The following is a 19690-nucleotide window of genomic DNA, read 5'->3' on the forward strand; positions in this document are numbered from 1 at the left end:
CTACCCGGATCGGCGGCCCCTATGCGGTGCGGCCGGTCAGAGCGGCGTGCTCGGAGATCAGCTTCGCGTACCGCCGACCGCTGTCCTTCACCGTACGGACCTGGCTGTCGTAGTCGACGTGCACGAGCCCGAACCGCTTCGCGTAGCCGTAGGACCACTCGAAGTTGTCCAGCAGGGACCAGACGAAGTAGCCGGCCAGCGGCACCCCGCGCCCTGCCGCCCGGACCGCGGCGGCCACGTGCGACTCCAGGTAGTGCGCCCGCTCCAGGTCGGCCACGGTGCCGTCGACGACCTCGTCCGGCCAGGCCGAGCCGTTCTCGGTGACGAAGATCCGGGGCGAGCGGTAGTCCTCGGCCAGCCGGGTGAGCAGCTTCTCCAGCCCGTCCGGGTGCACCTCCCAGCCCATGTCGGTGCGGACCGCGTCGGGCACCGGCACCATCCGGGCCCGGGGGAGCGGGCCGCCGGGGTCGTCGGTGACGACCTCGCGGAAGTAGTAGTTCAGCCCGATGTGGTCGGTCGGGGCGGCGATCGTGGCGAGGTCGTCCTCGCGGACCGGCGGCTCGACGCCGTACACCTCGACCATGTCGGCGGGGTAGCCGCGGCCGTGCAGCGGGTCCAGCCACCAGCGGTTGGTGTGCCCGTCCGCGCGCCGGGCCGCGGCCAGGTCGGCCGGGTCGTCGGAGGCCGGCTCGACCGGGCTGAGGTTGACCACGGCGCCGACCCGCGCACCCGGGACCGCGGCCCGCAGGGCCTGGACGGACAGCCCGTGCCCGAGCAGCAGGTGGTGCGCGGCCGGCACGGCCCGGGCGATGTCCCGCTCGCCCGGCGCCATCCGGCCCTCCAGGTGCCCGATCCAGGCCGAGCAGAGCGGCTCGTTGACCGTGAACCAGTCCTGGACCCGGTCGCCCAGGGCCTCGCCGACGACGCCGGCGAAGTCGGCCAGCGCGTACGCGGTGTCGCGGGACGGCCAGCCGCCGCGGTCCTGCAGCACCTGCGGCAGGTCCCAGTGGTAGACGGTGACGAACGGCCGGATGCCCCGCTCCAGCAGCGCGTCCACCAGCCGGTCGTAGAATGCCAGCCCGGCCGGGTTGACCGCGCCGGTCCCGTTGGGCAGCACCCGCGGCCAGGAGATCGAGAACCGGTACGCGCCGACCCCGAGCTCGCCGAGCAGCCCGACGTCCTCGCGCCAGCGGTGGTAGTGGTCGCAGGCGACGTCGCCGGTGTCGCCGTTGGCGATCGCGCCGGGAACCGTGCAGAAGGTGTCCCAGATCGACGGGGTTCTCCCGTCCGCGGCCACGGCCCCCTCGATCTGGTAGGCGGCGGTGGCCGCACCCCAGGCGAACTCGGCCGGGAGGTCCTTCAGCTGATCCATGACTCTCCTCTGTGGACGGTCACTCGCTCCCCGCCCCCTGCCGGTGGGGGTACGTCGTCAAGGAGTGAATGGCACGCCCGGGGAGTTAATTTGATGCTTGAATTATCACTAGCATTTAACTGGTGAGGCAGGGTGGCGTCAAGACACCGGACGCGGTGACGCGGCGCGCCGAGGAGGGGGACGGACGTGCAGGCGAGACGTACGGTGCGGGACCTGAGACGGCACAACCGATCGGTCCTGCTCTCCAGCCTCTACCTGGGCGAGCCGCAGAGCCGGCAGGACCTCGGCCGCTCCAGCGGGCTGAGCCAGGGCACGGTCAGCAACGTCGTCGGCGAGCTCATCGACGAGGGCCTGGTGATCGAGGCCGGCCTGGTCGACTCCGACGGCGGCCGGCCGCGCACGCTGCTGCGGGTCAACCCCGGCTACACCCACATCGTCGGCGTCGACGTCGGCGAGACCGGCACCCGGGTCGAGGTCTTCGACCTCGCGATGCGGCCGCTGGCCACAGTCGAGCTGCCGCTGCCCTCGGCCCGGCCGGACCCGGCCGCGGTCGTGGCCCAGGTGCACGAGGGGCTGGAGCAGGTGCTGCGGGAGGCCGCGGTGTCCACCGACGACGTGCTGGGCATGGGAGTCGGCGTGTTCGGCAGCGTCGAGCAGGGCCCCGAGGCGACCGTGCACGTGCAGACCATCGGCTGGGACTCGGTGCCGCTGGAGCGGATGCTGCGGGCCGGCACCGCGCTGCCCATCTACCTGGAGAACGGCGCGAAGACCCTCGGCCAGGCCGAGCTCTGGTTCGGCGCCGGCCGCGGCGTGCAGCACGCGGTGATCACGCTGGTCGGCTCCGGCGTCGGCGCCGCGGTCATCAGCAACGGCGCCATCACCCGGGGCGCGACCAGCAGCGCCGGCGAGTGGGGGCACACGTCGCTGGTCTACGACGGCCGGGCCTGCCGCTGCGGCTCCCACGGCTGCCTGGAGGCGTACGTCGGGGCGGAGGGGATCCTGGACCGCTGGAAGGCCGCCCGCAACGGCCGGCCGGTGCCCGGCACCGACGAGCAGTCCTCGCTGGACCTGCTGCTGGCCGACGGCGGCAAGGTGGCCGAGCGGGTGCTGGCCGAGACCGCGGGCTACCTCGGGGCCGGGATGGCCAACCTGGTCAACCTCTTCAACCCGGAGCGGATCGTGCTGGCCGGCTGGGCCGGGGAGGCGCTGGGGCAGCGGCTGCTGCCGCAGATCCGGGCCGCGGCCCAGGAGCGGGCGCTGCGGCACCCGTTCGGGCAGACCTCGATCCAGCTCGGCCAGCTCGGCGTGGACGCGGTCGCGATGGGGGCGGCGACGCTGCCGGTGGCGGACCTGCTGGCCCGGGGCGCCGCCCCGACCGAGCGCCCGCGCTCCCTGCGCCTGGACGCCCCGGCCTGAGCGCGCCCGGCCCCGCTGAGGGGCCGGGCGCGAACCCTTACGGCAGGCGGTAGTTCGGGCCCAGCGCGGCGCCGCGCTCCGGGTGCGCCTGGTCGAAGCCGCGGGCGTCACACTGCAGGCCGCCGACGATGCAGTGGTTCACCAGCGCCGCCTGGGTGGCCGCGTCCCAGGCGTTGAAGAAGTCGTAGTGGAACGTGTAGCCGCGACCGCTGGACAGCCGTACGCCGGAGAGGTTGCCGCTGACCGGGAACGCCATCTTGAACTCGATCATCGGCAGCGCGACCGGGTGGTCGACCGTGCAGCGCCCGTCCACCGGGTACGCCAGGTGGCTCTTGTGGTCGGGCGTGTCCAGGTAGAGCCCGTTCCAGCAGCTCGGGGCCTGGAACCGGACGTTGAGCTGGGTGCCGGCCGGGCAGCTGACCGGGATGTCGGCGTTGTGGAAGGACTCGCCGCACTCCCAGCCCTCGACCGACTGCGCGAGGAACTCGTCCGGCCCGTTGGTCGGCGCGCCGACCAGCATCCGCAGCCCCAGCGGGAACGGCCGCACGCTGGTGTAGTCGATGAGGTTGGTCTTGTAGTAGATGACCTGCGGGCCGGCCGGCATGACCGGGGTGTCGCCGTTGAGCATCGTCGGCATCCAGTAGCCGGACCTGTCGTCCGGGGTCAGGCAGGAGGACGTACCGGCCTGCAGCGAGGCCAGCGTGGTCGCGGCCGTCGTGGTGGTGTTGCCCATGAACGTGTGCAGGTGCGAGGCCCCGGGCTGGTTCGGGAACACGATCGGGTCGTCGGACAGGTTGCCCCGGCTGACCGCGCAGTCGGCCTGGAACTCGTGGAAGAACGCGTGCGGCGGGTTCGCCGTCGACGGGACCACGCCGGTCACCTGAGGATTGGCCAGGATGAAGCCGTCGGTCGGGGCCTGCGCGGTGCCGAAGACCTTGAACTCGAACAGCGAGTAGCCGAAGCCGGTGGCGCGGTGGGTGCCGAACATCCGGACGTACCGGCCGGTGCCGGTGACCGGGATGCTCTGGGTGCCGCCGGTGCCGGTGGTGGTGGAGAAGATCGTGGTCCAGGCCGCGCCGTCCTCGGAGGTCTGCAGCTGGAACGCCGTCGCGTACGCGGCCTCCCACTGCAGCACGACCCGGCTGATCACCGACGACCGGCCGAGGTCGACCCGCAGCCACTGCGGGTCGGCGAACTGGCTGGACCAGCGGGTGCCGGCGTTGCCGTCGAACGCGGCCGGCGCGCTGTTGGCGCCGTTCTCCCCGGACGACGCCAGCGCCGGATGGTCCTGCGACAGCAGGGCTTCCGCGGCCGACGCGGTCGTGGCCGGGCCGCCGAGCAGCGACGCGACGATGATCGCGGCCGCGGCGGGGACGGCGATGCGCCAGAAGCGACTGACTCTCATGGTGGGTCCTCAACCTCGGAAGGTGGGCGCCCGCCGGAACGCCGTTGTGGGGTGGGTGGTGCGCCGCCGGGCGGTGGGGGGACCGCCCGGCGGCACGTCACGATCTAGGGGAAGCTGACGATGTTCACCGGGATGGTCGACGTCCCCTGCGCCGCCGCACCGGTGTTGTTGATGACGTGGTCGATGACGCCGACGCCACCGAGGGAGACGGTGAGCAGGTCGTGGAAGCGGACGCCGGCGTTCACCGGTGTCTCGAACCCGCGGTCGGCGTGCACGGCCGGGTTGGTCTGGAAGAAGCAGTAGCTGCCGAGCCCCCAGGCCTCATGGCTGGTCACGGTGTCCGCGACCTTGTAGGCGGCGTACCCGAGTGCCCCGGTCCGCCAGGTCGCGTTGTCCGGCGGGTCGTACGGCAGCTCGTTCTGGAAGAAGTACGTCCGCCCGCCGTTGCCGTTCCAGGTCACCTCGTACTTCTGGTAGTGCTCGACGAACAGCCCGTACGCCGTGACGTTCTGGCCGTTGACGATGAGCCCCTGGTCCGCGGTGTTCACGGTCCAGCCGATGCCGGCGCCGTGGTCCGCCCGCCAGGCCCAGATGTGGTCGATGATCACGTTGCTGGAGTTGACCAGCAGGCTGGTCGTGGCCTTGCCGGCGATCCGGCCGCCGATCCGGAAGAACACGTCCTGGACCGTCGTCGGGTTCGCGGCGTGGGACGCGGTCGAGCCGTTCTGCCCCACCTGCAGCAGCACCGGCGAGTTGACGGTGCCGGCGTCGAAGAGCAGGCCGGCGATCTTGACACCGTCCACATCGGACACCGACATCGGGACGACGCCGCCGACCGGGACCAGGGTGGCGTAGCCGATGCCGAGCACGACCGTGTTGGCCCGGGTCACGTTGATGGTCTGGTCGACGTTGTAGATGCCGGGGGTGAAGAGCAGGTTCAGGCCCTGGGCCAGCGCCTGGTTGATGGTGGCGGCCGTGTCGGTCGGCTTGGCCACGTAGAACTGGGTCAGCGGGATGACCGTGCCCGGAGTGGCGGCGGTCAGCCAGGTCGCCCCGGCGGTGTTGGTACGCAGGTTCGGCACCAGCACCTGGAAGTTGCCGGCCGCGTCCATGAACAGGTACGGCTTCTCCCGGATCACCGGGGTGGTCGCGACCGTCGTGTAGACCGGGTTGGGGAAGCTCTGCGCCGGCGCGCCCTGGGTGCCGACGAAGACCTGGTTCCAGACGCCGTTGGTGACGCCGCCGATGGTCGAGTCGCGGGTCAGCCACTGCTGCTGGGAGAACTGGCCCTCCATGCCGGTGATCCGGCTGTCGGCGATGTAGCCGCCGGAGGCGAAGCCGAAGCCGGTCGGGGCCAGGTTGAGCTCGCCGCGGATGTCCACCCGCCGCATCGGGGCGGCCTGCGACACCGCCCACCGGGCCGAGCCCGGGACCATGAAGTTCTCCGCCGAACGCCAGAAGTTCTGGGTCGCGTTGCCGCCGGAGGAGTTGGCGTCCACGGTGAGCCCGCCGATGTTGACGTCGTCGGGGTTGCGGCCGAGGCCCATCACCGAGGTGTTGTAGCCGACGTTGACGTTGATGTTGTACTGGCCGGGCTTGAACAGCAGCGCGTCCCGGCGGGTGCCGAACTGGTTGGTGTCCTGGGCGGCGAAGACCGCGTCGACCGCGGCCTGCTCGGACGCGGTGGTCATCGACGGGTCGAAGATGTGCACGTTCGGACCGAGGTCACCCCCGCCGGGCAGCGGGTTGCCGGGAGGGGTGGTGGTGCCGCCGGTGGTGAACACGGCCATCTCGAACAGCGAGTAGCCGAAGGCCGACCCGCGCGCGGTGCCGTTCATCCGGACGAACCGGCCGCTGCCGTTGACGGTCAGCGTCTGCGTCCCGCCGGTCCCGGTGGTGGTGGTGAAGATCGTGGTGAACGGACCGGTCGCGGCCGGCGCGACCTGGATCTGGAACCCGCTGGCGAACGCGGCCTCCCAGGTCAGCACGACCCGGCAGACGGTCGCGGTCGCGCCCAGGTCGACCTGCAGGAACTGCGGGTCGGCGAAGGCGGAGGACCAGCGGGTGCTGCCGTTGCCGTCGAAGGCGGCGCTCGCGGGCGTCCCGGCGTTCTCGGTGGTGGACGCCGTCGCGGCGTGGTTCAGCGCCGCGTTCGTGGTGCCGCAGCCGGCCGGCGGCGTCGTGGTGCCGAACGTGCCGAAGACCTGGAATTCGAACAGCGAGTAGCCGAACTGGGAGCCGCGGGCGGTCCCGTTCATCCGGACGAAGCGGCCGGAGCCGGTGACCGGCAGCGTCTGGATGCCGCCGGTCCCGGTGGTGGTAGAGAAGATCGTGGTGAAGGGCCCAGTGGCGCCGGCTGCCGTCTGGATCTGGAAGGCCCGCCCGAAGGCGGCCTCCCACTGCAGCGTGACCTGGGTGACGGTGGCGGTCGCGCCGAGGTCGACCTGGATCCACTGCGGATCGGTGAACTGCGAGGACCAGCGGGTGCCGAGGTTGCCGTCGACGGCGGCCGACGCCGGGTTCGCGGCGGCGTTCTCGGTGCTCGACGCGGTGGCCGGCTTGCCCTGCGAGATCAGCGGGTCGGCGGCCGAGGCCGAGCCCGGCAGCAGGACGACGGCGGCGGTCGCCGCGACGGTGACGGCCGCGATGCCCGCGGCCAGCAACGACCGCAGCCGGCCAGGGCCGCGGGCGCTCGTACGGAGGGTGGACATGGCTCTCCTTGGGTGGGAGGGACACCGACAGGATTGGGGGTCCGACCGCGGCGGCGGTCCGCGGCCGGACCGGTCACTGTGGACGGTCACTGTGGACGGTGGTCAGGAGAACGCCGTCAGTTCCGCGATCGACCACCAGAACGTCGAGCTCCCGGTCTGCACGATCCGCACGTACCGGGCCGTGCGGGCCGGGAAGCTCACCGTCACCACCGCGGCGGTGCCGGTCCCGGTCGCGACCGGGGTGCCGAAGTTCACGCCGTCGGTGGACGTGAACACCTGGTAGCCGCGGGCGAAGTCGCTCGCCGAGCCCGCGGAGTCCATCACGATCCGGCTGATGCTCCGCGGCGCGGCCATGTCGACGGTCAGCGTCTGCCCGTTCGCCATCGGTGTGCCGGTGCTCCACCGGGTGGCCGCGTTGCCGTCGAACAGGTTCGCCGGGACGTCGCCGGAGCTGGGCGTGGACGTCGCCGTCCAGCCCGTACGGGGGAGCGGCTGGCTGGTGCCGCCGCCGATCGTGACCGAGCCGGTCAGCCGGACGTCCCGGGAGGAGGCGCCGACGAAGACCTGGTTCACCCCGGCCGCGGTGGTCCAGCCGTTGTTCCAGAACTGGAAGCTGCGCGCGTCCAGCGGGATCGTCACGTGCTGGGACAGGCCCGGCGCGAGCGTCACCTTGGTGAAGCCGCGCAGGTTCTTCGGCGGCTCACCGGTGCTGGCGGGCTGCCCGACGTACACCTGCGGGGTCTCGGTGCCGGTCCGGGGCCCGGTGTTGGTCACGTCGAAGCCGACCGTCACGATCCCGCTCGCGTCCGGCGCGGACACGGTCAGGTTCGCGTAGCCGAAGGACGTGTACGACAACCCGAAGCCGAACGGGAACAGCGGGGTCCGCGCGGTCGCGTCGTACCAGCGGTAGCCGACGTCGATGCCCTCCGAGTACTGCACGGTGCCGGCCGTGCCCGGGAACTGGGCCGCGGTGGCGGCCGGCACGTCGGCCAGCGACTGCGGGAACGTGACCGGCAGCCGGCCGGAGAAGTTCACGTCGCCGAACAGCAACCGGGCCAGCGCCGTGCCGTACTCCTGGCCCGGGTACCAGGCCTCGACGATGCCGCGGACCGCGGCGGCCCAGGGCATCGCGACCGCGGAGCCGCTGTTGACCACGACCACCGTGTTGGGGTTGGCCGCGGCCACGTCGGCGACGAGCTGGTTCTGCGCCGCCGACAGGGAGATGTTCGCCAGGTCCGAGCCCTCGGACTCGAAGTTGTTGACCACCACGACGGCCAGGTCGCTGGTCGCCGCCGTGCTGACGGCCTGGTCGTGCAGGGTCTGGCCGGGCGGCTGCCAGCCGAAGGTCACGTTGCTGGCCCCGCCGGCCTGGAAGTAGTCGATCTCGATCGGCACGGTCTGGCCGGCGGTCAGCGCGATGCTGCCGGTCCGGGTCGTGCTGCCCTGGTTGAAGAAGTTGTTGATGACCTGGGTGTTGTTCACGAACAGCCGGCTACCGTCGTCGCTGGTCAGCGAGAACTGGTACGTCCCGGTGGTCGGCGCCCGCAGCGTCCCGGTCCACTTGGCCGACCAGTTGGTCGCGGTGACGCCCGGCTGCGGGGAGGCGCCGCCGAACATGAAGTCGATGCTCGAGTCGGTCCGGGTCGCCACCGGCGCTCCGGTCAGCGTGGTGTTGTTGAAGAACTGGGTCGTGAAGGCGCCGGTGAAGGCGGGCAGCGCACCGCTCGCGGACGGGGCGCCCTGGGCGTACCGGACGGTGACGCCGGCCGGGGCGCGGGCGGTGAGGCCCTGCACCGGGGTGACCAGCCGGGAGGCGTTGACCGCGGCGCTGCCGCCGCCCTGCGGCATCGCGTCCGGACCGGCACCGGGCCCGACGACCGCGATCGAGTGCACGGCCGGGGCGACCGGCAGCACCGGGCCGGCGTTCTTCAGCAGCACCGAGCCCTGCTCGGCGATCTGCTGCGCGGTGGCCTGGTGCGCGGCCGTGGTCACGACCGCGCCGGTGGTCCCGGTCTGGGCCCGGTCGAACAGGCCCAGCCGGAACATCTGGGTGAGGATCCGGCGCACCTTGTCGTCCACTGTGGACTGGGCGACGGAGCCGTTCTGTACGGCGGTCTTCAGTGCGGCGCCGAAGAAGTCGGCGCCGGGCATCTCCATGTCCAGCCCGTTGTTCGCGGACGCGACGGTGGAGTGGGTGGCGCCCCAGTCGGCGGTGACGAAGCCCGGGAAGGCCAGGTCGCCCTTGAGGATCCCGTTCAGCAGCGGCCCGTTCTCGCAGGCGAACGGCCCGTTGATCGCCGAGTACGAGCACATCGCCGAGGCCGCCTGCCCGGACGTGATCGCGGTCTCGAACGCGGGCAGGTAGATCTCCCGCTCGGCCCGGGCCGAGACGATCGCGTTGTCGGCCGGGGAGTTGCGGCTGGTCTCCTGGTTGTAGACCGCGTAGTGCTTCACCTGGGCCAGCGGGCCCTGGCCCTGGATGCCGGTGATGTCGGCCGCGCCGACCTGCCCGGCCAGGTACGGGTCCTCGCCGAAGGACTCGAACGCCCGGCCCCAGCGGGGATCGCGCACGATGTTCACGGTCGGCGCGAGCACGACGTTCGTGCCCTTGCCCCACTGCTCGGAGCCCAGCACCGCGCCGTACTGGCGCATCGCGTCGACGTCGAACGTGGCCGCGCCGGCCACCGGCGCCGGCAGCTGGGTGACCCCGGTCAGGCCGTCGCCGACGCCGACCGGGCCGTCCTGCAGGTGGATCGGCGGGATGCCGAGCCGGGTGTTGGCGGGCACGCAGCCGACGTAGCCGCAGTTGCCGCCGCCGTGCAGCTCGGCGATCTTCTCGTCCAGCGTCATCTGGGCCAGCAGCGCGTTGGCCCGGTCCACCGGTGCCAGCGCCGCGTCGGCCCAGGGGCGCACGTCGGCGTGGGCGGGAGCCGCCGGCAGGAGCAGGAGGGCGGCGACGGCCGCCAGCGCGGCCCTCACTGGAACACCCGCACGTAGTCGACGAGCATCCGCTGCGGCATGACCGTGGTGGCGTCCGGGTTGCCCGGGAAGTCGCCGCCGACGGCGTTGTTGAGGATCACGAAGAACGGGTGGTCGTAGACCCAGGGCCCGCGGGTCGCCTCGACCTGGGCCTTGGTCAGCGTGAAGAACGGGTTGCCGTCGACGAGGAACGTCATGTGCGCGGCGTCCCAGTCCATCCCGTACGTGTGGAACGCGGCGGCGAAGTCGCCGGTCCCGGTGAACGGCTGGCCGTCGCCGTTGCCGCCGTTGTAGGCCGGCGCGTGCAGCGTCGAGAACACCTGGTTCGGCAGCCGGCCGACGTGCTCCATCACGTCGATCTCACCCGAGGCGGGCCAGCCGACGGTGGGGAAGTTCGCCCCCAGCATCCAGAACGCCGGCCAGAGGCCCTGCGTCCCGGACACCTTGATCCGCGCCTCCACGTGCCCGTACGTGAAGCTGAACTTCCCGGCGGTGTTGATCCGGCCGGAGGTGTACTGGCACGGACCGCCGGGGCAGGCGGAGCCGGCCGTGGTCTCCCGCCGGGCCTCGATGACGAGGTTGCCGGTGCCGTCGGTGCTGGCGTTGCGGTTCGGCGTGTAGAACTCGAGCTCGTTGTTCTGGCCGCTGCCGGTCTCCGCGGTCCAGCGGGCGGTCGACGGGGTGACCCCGGCGGCGTCGTTGAACTCGTCGTCGAAGACCATCCGGGTGGCCGGGAGGCTCACGTTCGGCGGCGGCGCGGGCGGCGCGACCGGGCTGCCGCCGGTGCCGTAGACCTGGAACTCCCAGAGCGAGTAGCCGAAGGTGGTGGCCCGGGCGGTGCCGAACATCCGGACGAACCGGCCGGTGCCGTCGACGGTCAGCGTCTCCTTGAACCCGCGGCCCGTCGTGGTCGAGAAGATCGGCGTCCAGTTCACCCCGTCCGGCGAGACCTGGATCTGGTACGCGGTGGCGAACGCCGGGTCCCACTGCAGGACGACCTTGGTCACGTGCGCGGTGGCGCCGAGGTCGACGGCGATCCAGCCCGGGTCGGTCCAGGCCGAGGTGGCCCAGCGCGAGGCCGGGTCGAAGTCCATCGCCTTGGCCGGCAGGCAGTTCGAGCACTGGCCGTCGTTCTGCGCGGAGGACGCGGTGGCCGGCTTGCCGAAGGACAGCGGGATCTCGGTGCCGGTCGGCGGCGGGGTCGTGGTGCCGCCGGTGGTCCGGACCTGGAACTCGAACAGCGAGTAGCCGAAGGCGGTGGCGCGGGCGGTCCCGTTCATCCGGACATACCGGCCGGTGCCGGTCACGGGCAGGGTCTGGGTGCCGCCGGTGCCGGTGGTGGTCGAGAAGATCGTGGTGAACGGGCCGCCCGGGGCGGTCGCGGTCTGGATCTGGAAGCCGCGGGCGAACGCCGCCTCCCACTGCAGCACGACCTGGCAGACCGTGGCGGACGCGCCCAGATCCACCTGCAGCCACTGCGGGTCGGCGAAGGCCGAGGACCAGCGGGTGGTGCCGTTGCCGTCGACCGCGGCGCTCGCGGGCGTGCCGGCGTTCTCGGTGCTGGAGGCGGTCGCGGGCCGGTTCAGCGCGGCGTCGGCGGTGCCGCAGCTGCCGGCCGTCCCCATCGTCCCGAACACCTGGAACTCGAAGAGCGAGTAGCCGAACTGGGTCGCGCGGGCGGTGCCGAGCACCCGGACGTACCGGCCGGTGCCGGTGACCGGGAGGGTCTGGCTGCCGCCGGTGCCGGTGGTGGTCGAGAAGACGGTGGTCCAGCCGACCGCGTCCGCGCTGGTCTGGAGCTGGAACGCGCGTGCGAACGCGGCCTCCCAGGTCAGCGAGACCTGGCTGATCGTCGCGGTCGCGCCGAGATCCACCTGGAGCCACTGGGGGTCGGCCGCGGCCGAGGACCAGCGCGTGCCGGTGTTGCCGTCCACCGCGGCGCTCGCGGGGAAGGCCGCGTTCTCGGTGGAGGACGCCGTGGCCGGTCTCCCCTGCGAGAGCAGCGGGTCGACGGCGCCCGCGGCCGGGGTCAGCGCGGGCAGGCCGAGCACGGCCGCCGCCAGGACCAGGAGCAGGAGCACGGCGCGGGGAATCCGCCCGCGCGGAACGACTCGGAGAACCATGCGACTCCGCCTTCCGGATGCGAAAGGTCTGCCGCCGCCGCCGTACGGCCGCAATTCTCAGTGCTTATTTCAAGGCATGATTTAACGCAGGCTTCACGGCGGTCGTCAAGACGTCGACAGGCGTCGAGTGACCCGTTCCGGCTAGTCCGAATGTCCGACTCGTACGGCCTTACGGGGGAACGCTCCTGGGTCAGGCGGCGTCAGGGCAGAATGGACGGCCGGGTTTCAGGAGGCGCGGTGGTCGACACCGAACGCAAGGCCGAACAGCAACACCTCGATCTTCTCTACACACGACTGGACGAGCTGCGCGTCCGCAGCGAACGGGCGCTGGCGGCTGTCCGGATGGCGCCGACCGTCGGCACCCCGGGCGCGCGCAGCGAGCGGGACGCGTTCATCGCGCTGCACGCGAGCCGGCTGTCCCAGCTGCGCGCGGTCGAGGAGCGGCTCTGCTTCGGGCGGCTGGACCTGCTCGGCGGCGAGCGCCGGTACGTCGGCCGGATCGGGCTGTCCGACGAGGAGCACCGCCAGCTGTTGCTGGACTGGCGCGCGCCCGCGGCCGAGCCGTTCTACCGGGCCACCGCGGTCTCCCCGGCCGGCGTGGTCCGGCGCCGCCAGCTCGGCAGCAAGGCCCGGCAGGTCACCAGCATCGAGGACGAGGTGCTGGACCTGGAGGCGTACGACGTCGACCGGGACGGCCCCGCCGTAGCCGGCGAGGGCGCGCTGATGGTCGCGCTGGACGCCGCCCGCACCGGCAAGATGCGCGACATCGTCGGCACCATCCAGGCCGAGCAGGACCGGGTCATCCGGGCGCCGGTCAACGGGGTGCTGGTCGTGCAGGGCGCACCCGGGACCGGCAAGACCGCGGTCGCGCTGCACCGCACGGCGTACCTGCTCTACACGTACCGGGACCGGGTCGCCTCGGCCGGCGTGCTCGTGGTCGGGCCGAACGAGCGGTTCCTGCGCTACATCGACGCGGTGCTGCCGGCGCTGGGCGAGGCCGACGCGACCGTGCTCGCCACGCCGGGACGGCTCTACCCGGGCGTGGACGCGACCGGGTCGGAGGGCCCGGCCGTGGCCGCGGTCAAGGGCGACCTGCGGATGGTGACCGTGCTGTCCCGGGCCGTACGGGACCGGCAGCAGGCGATCAGCGAGCCGGTGTCGCTGACCGTCGACGGCAGCCGGATCATGCTGCGGCCGCACGACGTCCGGGCCGCGCTGGACCGGGCCCGCCGCTCGGGCAAGCCGCACAACCAGGCCCGGGTGATCTTCGTCAAGCAGCTGCTGGGCCAGCTCGCCGGTCAGCTCGGTGGCAGCCGCGACCTGGACCAGGAGGAGCGGGCGGCCCGGATCGCCGACCTGCGCGAGTCCAGGGACGTCCGGCGCGAGCTCAACGGCTGCTGGCCCCCGATCAGCCCGGAACGGCTGCTGCGCGACCTCTACGCCCAGCCCTGGCGGCTGGAGTCGGCCGGCCGGTCACTGTCCACTCAGGAGCGTGCCCTGCTGCGGCGGGACCGGGCCGCGGACTGGACGCCCGGGGACGTACCGCTGCTGGACGAGGCGGCCGAGCTGCTCGGCGACGCCGAGGAGGCCGGCGCGGGCGGCAGCCCGTCGGAGTCGGACCTGGACGTCGCCCGGCGGACGCTGGAGGACTCCGGCGCGGCCGGGATGATGAGCGCGGAGCAGCTGGCCGCGCGCTGGTCCGACGAGACCGTCCGGCGGTCGGTGGCCGAGCACGCCGAGACCGACCGGGAGTGGACGTACGGGCACGTGGTCGTGGACGAGGCCCAGGAGCTGGCGCCGATGGCCTGGCGGCTGCTCATGCGGCGCTGCCCGACCCGGTCCATGACGATCGTCGGCGACCTGGCCCAGACCGGCGCGCTCGGCGGGGTGTCGTCCTGGTCGGCCACGCTCCGCCCGTACGTGGGGGACCGGGCCACGATCGAGACGCTGACCGTGAACTACCGGACGCCGGCCCAGCTGATGGCGCTGGCCGTCCGGGTGCTGCGGGCCGGCGGGGTGCCCGTCACCGAGCCGACCTCGGCCCGCACGACCGAGTGGGCGCCGGTGCTGACCGCGGTGCCGGACGTGCTCGCCGCGGTCGCGCCGGCGGTGAAGGAGGAGCTCGACCTGATCGGCCCGGGCACGCTGGGCGTGCTCTGCCCGCGGGCGCTGCTGGAGCCGGTCGCGGCCGCGGTCGGGATCGGCGGCCCGGACGCGGACCGGGTCTCGGTGCTCACCGTCGAGCAGGCCAAGGGCCTGGAGTTCGACGGCGTACTGCTGCTGGAGCCGGCCGCGATCGTCTCCGACTCGCCGCGCGGCGTACACGACCTCTACGTCGCCATCACCCGCCCCACCCAGCGCCTGCACGTCCTGCACGCGACCCCGCTACCGCCCGGCTTCGAGGAAGCCCCGCAGGGGGGCGGGGCTCGCTGACGGGACTTCGAGCCAGGGGAGGTGGCCGACGCCGGGCAGGGTGACCCGGGCGACGTCGGGAGGGGCGGCCGCCAGGAAGTCGTACGCCAGGGCGAGCTGCGCGCCCCAGCGGTGCTCCGGTCCCGGAGACCGGCGTCCACAGCTCCCGCCCGTCATCCGCCAGCACAGCCCGTACCCTAGGAGCCATGGACGAAGTGGGCAGCGGTGCTTGAGCCGAGCGGGCTGTACGAGCTGGCCCCCGAGCTGCCCGAACTGGACCGCCCGGTCCTCGTCGTGGCGATGACCGGGTTCGTGGACGCGGCCGGGGCGACCAAGCTCGCCGCCGAGCACCTGCGCGAGACCGGCGACCCGGTCGACGTGGCCAGCTTCGACGTCGACCAGCTCTACGACTACCGCGCCCGGCGGCCTCCGATGATGTTCGTCGAGGACCACTGGGAGGGCTACGAGACCCCGGAGATCCGGGTCCAGGCGCTCACCGACACCACCGGCACCCGGTTCCTCATGCTCGACGGCCCGGAGCCGGACGTGCAGTGGGAGCGGTTCGTGGCCGCGGTCGAGCTGTTGTGCCAGCGCCTGGACGTCAGCGCCAGCGTCGGCTTCAACTCGATCCCGATGGCGGTGCCGCACACCCGCCCGCTCGGGGTGACCGCGCACGCCAGCCGGCGCGAGCTGATCAACGACTACCAGCCCTGGCTGCAGCGGGTGCAGGTGCCGGGCAGCGCCGTGCACCTCCTGGAATACCGCCTGGGCGAGGCCGGCCGGGACTCGATGGGCTTCTCCGTGCACGTGCCGCACTACCTCGCCCAGACCGACTATCCGGCGGCCGCGCAGACGATGCTGGAGGCGGTGTCGAAGGCGACCGGGCTGTCCCTGGTCGGCGACTCGCTCAAGGCCGCCGCCGACGCGGTCCGGGCCGACGTGGACGGGCAGGTCGAGCGGTCGGAGGAGGTGGCGAGCGTGGTCCGGGCACTGGAGGAGCAGTACGACGCGTACGTGTCGGGGCGCGGGGAGAACCTGCTCGCCTCCGACGCCGGCCCGCTGCCCACCGCGGACGAGCTCGGGGCCGAACTGGAGCGGTTCCTGGCCGAGCAGACGGATCGTCCGGACCAGCAGTAGCCATCCGGTGGACCTGTCCGCGCGGGTCGACCGCTTCCAGCAGCGCCACCCGGCCGTCGGGTACCCGCTCGCCGTCATCTACAAGTTCTTCGACGACCAGGGCAACTACCTGACCGCGATGATCACGTACTACGCGTTCCTCTCGCTGTTCCCGCTGCTGCTCCTGCTGCTGTCGATCCTCGGCTTCGCGCTGCACAACGACCAGGCCCTGCAGGACCGGGTCGTGGACTCGGCGGTCAGCCGGCTGCCGGTGATCGGCACCCAGATCGCGGACAACGTCCAGTCGCTGCGCGGCAACACGCTGGCCGTCGTCATCGGCGCGCTCGGCGGCCTGTACGGCAGCCTCGGCGTCGTGCAGGCGGCGCAGAACGCGTTCAACAAGGTCTGGGCGGTGCCGCGCAACTCCCGGCCGAACCCGGTCATGGCCCGGGTCCGCAGCCTGTCGATGCTGGTCGTGCTCGGCATCGGGCTGGTCGTGTCCACCGGCCTGTCGGCGCTGTCGGCAGTGGCCGGCCGGGTCGGCGACTCCGACCTCGACAGCGGGCTGCGTGCGCTGCTCGGGCTGGCCGCGGTGGTGGTCAACGTGGCCCTGCTGGTGTTCGCGTTCCGGCTGCTCACCGCCGCCTCGGCCGGCACCCGCCGGGTGCTGCCGGGCGCGATCTTCGCCGCGGTGATCTGGCAGGTGCTGCAGATCTTCGGCACCTACTACTTCGGGCACACGCTGCGCGGCAGCACCGCGACGTACGGGCTGTTCGGCATCGTGCTGGGGTTGCTGGTCTGGCTCTACCTGTCCGCGTTCGCGGTCGTGCTCGGCGCCGAGGTGAACGCGGTCCGGGACGGGCGGCTCTGGCCGCGCAGCCTGCTCACGCCGTTCACCGACGACGTGCGGCTGACCCACGGCGACCGGAAGGCGTACGCGTCGTACGCGGAGACCGAGCGGCACAAGGGGTTCGAGACGGTCGAGGTGGGCTTCGACCAGGACCCGCCCGAGGACGATCCGGGAAGGCGACGCCCGCACTGAGCTTCCCCCGAGGCTCGCGGGCCGGCGTGGCGGGGCCACGTCGGAGGGCGTCCGGGTCGTCCTCCCGGGCCCCCCGTTTCCCTCAGCAGTCCCACTTCCGGCGAGCCGTGCCGAACCGCGGCGGGCGTCGCTCCCGGCCGCAAGACTGCCTGGTCAACGAGGATCCCGCTTCGGTCCCACTGTGCCTACTTAACCGGTTTGGCTCCCGGACTTAATGCGGGCCCGGGCCAGCGCGACCAGACCGGCGCGGTTGGGCACGCCGGTCTTCGCGACCAGGTTCGCCACGTGCGTCTCGATGGTGCGCGGGGAGAGCACCAGCCGCTGCGCGATCGCGGTGTTCGTCAGCCCGTCGCCCATCAGCGCGAGCACGTCGACCTCGCGGCTGGTCACCCCGACCGCGCGCAGCGCCGCCGGCACCGGGGTGTCGCCCCGCCCCGGCCGCGGCACCGGGGCGCCGGCCTTGCGCAGCACCTCGCGGCAGCGGCTGGCCAGCCGGCTCTCGCCCCGCCCGGCGAAGACCGGCAGGGCCTCCCGGGCCCAGCCGATCGGATCGCCCCAGCCGTCGGTGAGCGCGGCGTCGGCGACCAGCAGCCGGATCCGGTGCTGCCACCAGGGCAGCCGGGCCATCGCCCGGTCGGCCGCGGCCAGCTCGGCGTCGGCCTCCCGGCGGCGGCCCCGGCGGCCGCAGTCGACCGCCGCCGCGTACCCCAGCAGCGCGGTGTTCTCCCAGTTCACGGTCGAGGGCTGGGCCTCGGCCCGGGCCGCGTCGCCGTCCTTGCCGGCCAGCGTCCGGACCAGCGCCCACAGGCCGCGGGTCGGGGTCGGGGTGACCGCGAGGCTGCGGCGCAGGTAGTCGGCCGCGGTGTCGAGCACCTTCAGCAGCTGCTCCTGGTCGTCCGCGACCAGGGCGGCATGCGTCCGGACCTGGCCCCAGACGGCCGCGTTGACGTCCAGGTCGTCCGGGGCCAGCGTGAGCGACTGGGCCGAGCACTTCTCGGCCTCCTCGGCGTTGCCGAGCTCCTCGTACGCGATCGCCTGGAAGCAGACCGCGGTGGCCCAGAGCCGGTCCGTCCGCAACCGCCGGGCCACGTCCGCGCACCGCTGCGCGTACGTCAGCGCGCGGGTCGGCTCCCGGTGCAGCAGGCCGGCCGCGATCTGCAGGTCCAGGGTCGCGGCCAGGCCGACCAGGCCGGCGTCCTCGGCCAGCCCGCGGGCCCGCTCCAGCCGGTCGGTGGAGCCGTTCTCGAGCAGGTCGACTGTGCCGAGCTCGTGCAGCGCGGAGACCCGGTCCAGCGGCAGGTCCTGCTCCCGGGCCAGCGCCTCGGCCGCGGAGAACGCGTCCCGGGCGGCGGCCGCGTCGTCCAGCCGGGCCACCCGGCCGATCACCAGCAGGGCCTGGCAGGCGACCGACCAGAGCTTGCGGTCGCGGGCGGTGCCGAGGCCGGCCTGGGCCATCTGCCGGGCCCGGACCGGCTCACCCCGGGCGTACGCCAGCCGGGCCGCGAGCACGCCGACCAGCGGGTCGCCGTCCGGCCCCGCGTCCGGGATCGCGGACAGGTACGCCGCGGCCACGTCCCAGCGCTCGGCGTCCGCGGCCACCTGGGCCAGCACCAGCCGGACCCCGGTGTCGCCCTCCCGGAGCAGCCGCTCGCCCAGCGCCAGCGCCCGCTCGGCGTCGCCCTTGTTGGCCAGCACGGACAGCAGCTCGCGGTCGGCCGTGGCCTTGACCCCGGGGGTGGCGGCCAGCTTCGCGGCCCGGGTCAGCAGCAGGTCGGCCGAGTGCAGCGCGCCCCGGCGGGCCGCGACCCGGCCGGCGGCCACGGACAGCTCGGCCGCCCGCTCGTCCTCACCCGCCGCCGCCCGCAGACCCGCCGCCAGGTCGTACGCCTCCGGGTCGCGGCGTTCGACGATCTCGGCCGCGGCGTGCGCCAGCGAGCGGCGCTCCGGCGGCAGCAGGTCGTCGCGGACCGCGTCCCCGGTCAGCGCGTGCCGGAAGTGGAACGTGTCGCCGTCGCCCGCCTCGACCAGCCCGGACTGGACCGCGGCCCGCAGCCCGGCCAGCACCTGGACCTCGGACAGCCCGGTCACCTCGGGCAGCAGTGACCAGTCGAACCGGCGGCCGAGCACCGCGGCGGCCCGGACGACCGACTGCGCGGCCGGGTCCAGGTGCTCGACCCGGCGCTGCACGGTGGCCGCGAACGTCCGCGGCACGGCCGGGGTCAGCGGCCCGACCAGCCGGCCGGCCGGGCTGAGCGCGCCGACCGAGCCGAGCCCGGTGAGCAGCTCCTCGACCAGCAGCGGCAGGCCGTCGGCGTTCTCCCGGACGAACGCGACGACCTCCTCCGGCGGCCGGCCGGACAGGCAGGCCTCGACCACCTCGCGGACGTCGCCGGCATCGAGGCGCCCCAGCGGCAGCTCGGTGGCCTGGGTCGCGGCGACCAGCTCCAGCAGCGACTGCGGCAGCCCGCGTTCCTCCCGGGCGGTGGCGACCAGCAGCAGCGGGGCCGACTCGGCCGCGTGGGTCAGGTAGGTCAGCACGGTCAGCGTGTCCGGGTCGACCCAGTGCAGGTCCTCCAGCACCAGCAGGGTGCCGTGGCCGGAGCGCCCGGCGGCCAGCGCGGCCAGCAGCCGCAGAATCGCCTCGCCGAGAACGGCGCCACCGCGCGGGTCGGTCCGCCCGCCGGCGACGGCGGCATCCGGCAGCACCGCCGCCAGCACCGGGAGATAGGGCCGCAGCGCGTCGTCGTCGGGCAGCCCGCGCTCCCGCAGGGCCGCGCCCAGCGCCTCCACCAGCGGCCGGTACGGCTCCCCGTTCGGCACCGCGCGCCCGGTCAGCACGGTCACCCCGGCCTGCTCGGCCAGCCCGGCGGCCTCCCGGACCAGCCGGGACTTGCCCACCCCGGGCTCGCCCGAGACCACCACCAGCCCGCCGGTGCCCTCCGTACGGAGGCGGTCCACCCGGGCGCGCAGCGCGCTCAGCTCGGCGCTGCGGCCGACCAGCCGGCCCGCGGCGGCCTGCCAGGGCAGCACCGTCCGGCTCATGAGGGCGGTCGGGTCACGGGCGAGCTCACTGCAGACCTCCCGATGCGCCCCCAGGGAGGGCCACCCTAACGT

Annotated in this window: 10 protein-coding genes; 4 read left to right on the forward strand and 6 right to left on the reverse strand. The window is 73.4% G+C overall.

Annotated features, from left to right (window positions below; translation table 11 throughout):
- Positions 1-19: 19 nt before the first annotated feature.
- Positions 20-1372, reverse strand: a complete 1353-nt coding sequence (locus VGP36_07045; GenBank protein HEV7654478.1) for a GH1 family beta-glucosidase — start codon at positions 1370-1372, stop codon at positions 20-22.
- Between the two features lie 204 nt (positions 1373-1576).
- Between VGP36_07045 and VGP36_07050 the strand changes: the two genes are divergently transcribed.
- Positions 1577-2788 (forward strand): ROK family transcriptional regulator, encoded by a 1212-nt coding sequence (locus tag VGP36_07050; GenBank protein ID HEV7654479.1) that lies wholly within the window; start codon positions 1577-1579, stop codon positions 2786-2788.
- 37 nt (positions 2789-2825) lie between these two features.
- On the opposite strand, the gene VGP36_07055 is transcribed toward VGP36_07050, so the two are convergent.
- The 4 genes from VGP36_07055 to VGP36_07070 form a co-directional block, all read right to left on the reverse strand.
- Positions 2826-4193: a DUF1996 domain-containing protein gene (locus VGP36_07055; protein HEV7654480.1), complete on the reverse strand. Its 1368-nt coding sequence runs from the start codon at positions 4191-4193 to the stop codon at positions 2826-2828.
- Between the two features lie 104 nt (positions 4194-4297).
- On the reverse strand, positions 4298-6904 hold the full coding sequence (locus VGP36_07060) for a discoidin domain-containing protein (protein ID HEV7654481.1): 2607 nt from the start codon (positions 6902-6904) through the stop codon (positions 4298-4300).
- Between the two features lie 102 nt (positions 6905-7006).
- Complete coding sequence (locus VGP36_07065) at positions 7007-9883, reverse strand: glycoside hydrolase family 3 C-terminal domain-containing protein (GenBank protein ID HEV7654482.1); 2877 nt, start codon at positions 9881-9883, stop codon at positions 7007-7009.
- Complete coding sequence (locus VGP36_07070) at positions 9880-11964, reverse strand: discoidin domain-containing protein (GenBank protein ID HEV7654483.1); 2085 nt, start codon at positions 11962-11964, stop codon at positions 9880-9882. The genes VGP36_07065 and VGP36_07070 overlap by 4 nt, the downstream gene beginning before the upstream one ends.
- A 279-nt stretch (positions 11965-12243) precedes the next feature.
- Here VGP36_07070 and VGP36_07075 point away from each other — a divergent pair, with 279 nt between their 5' ends.
- From VGP36_07075 to VGP36_07085, 3 genes are all read left to right on the forward strand, one after another.
- On the forward strand, positions 12244-14439 hold the full coding sequence (locus VGP36_07075; protein HEV7654484.1) for an AAA family ATPase: 2196 nt from the start codon (positions 12244-12246) through the stop codon (positions 14437-14439).
- Positions 14440-14643: 204 nt separating this feature from the next.
- Positions 14644-15555 carry a PAC2 family protein gene (locus VGP36_07080; GenBank protein ID HEV7654485.1) on the forward strand — a complete coding sequence of 304 codons (912 nt, stop codon included), beginning with the start codon at positions 14644-14646 and terminating at the stop codon, positions 15553-15555.
- A gap of 7 nt (positions 15556-15562) precedes the next feature.
- On the forward strand, positions 15563-16576 hold the full coding sequence (locus VGP36_07085) for a YihY/virulence factor BrkB family protein (GenBank protein HEV7654486.1): 1014 nt from the start codon (positions 15563-15565) through the stop codon (positions 16574-16576).
- 189 nt (positions 16577-16765) lie between these two features.
- On the opposite strand, the gene VGP36_07090 is transcribed toward VGP36_07085, so the two are convergent.
- Positions 16766-19618 (reverse strand): AAA family ATPase, encoded by a 2853-nt coding sequence (locus VGP36_07090; protein HEV7654487.1) that lies wholly within the window; start codon positions 19616-19618, stop codon positions 16766-16768.
- Positions 19619-19690 lie beyond the last annotated feature (72 nt).

The organism is Mycobacteriales bacterium, from assembly GCA_035995165.1.
Taxonomy (GTDB): domain Bacteria; phylum Actinomycetota; class Actinomycetes; order Mycobacteriales; family CADCTP01; genus CADCTP01.

Coding starts and splice junctions, on each gene's coding strand:
- VGP36_07045 (HEV7654478.1), bottom strand. CDS start 1,372: ATGGATCAGCTGAAGGACCTCCCGGCCGAGTTCGCCTGGGGTGCGGCC.
- VGP36_07055 (HEV7654480.1), bottom strand. CDS start 4,193: ATGAGAGTCAGTCGCTTCTGGCGCATCGCCGTCCCCGCCGCGGCCGCG.
- VGP36_07060 (HEV7654481.1), bottom strand. CDS start 6,904: ATGTCCACCCTCCGTACGAGCGCCCGCGGCCCTGGCCGGCTGCGGTCG.
- VGP36_07090 (HEV7654487.1), bottom strand. CDS start 19,618: ATGAGCCGGACGGTGCTGCCCTGGCAGGCCGCCGCGGGCCGGCTGGTC.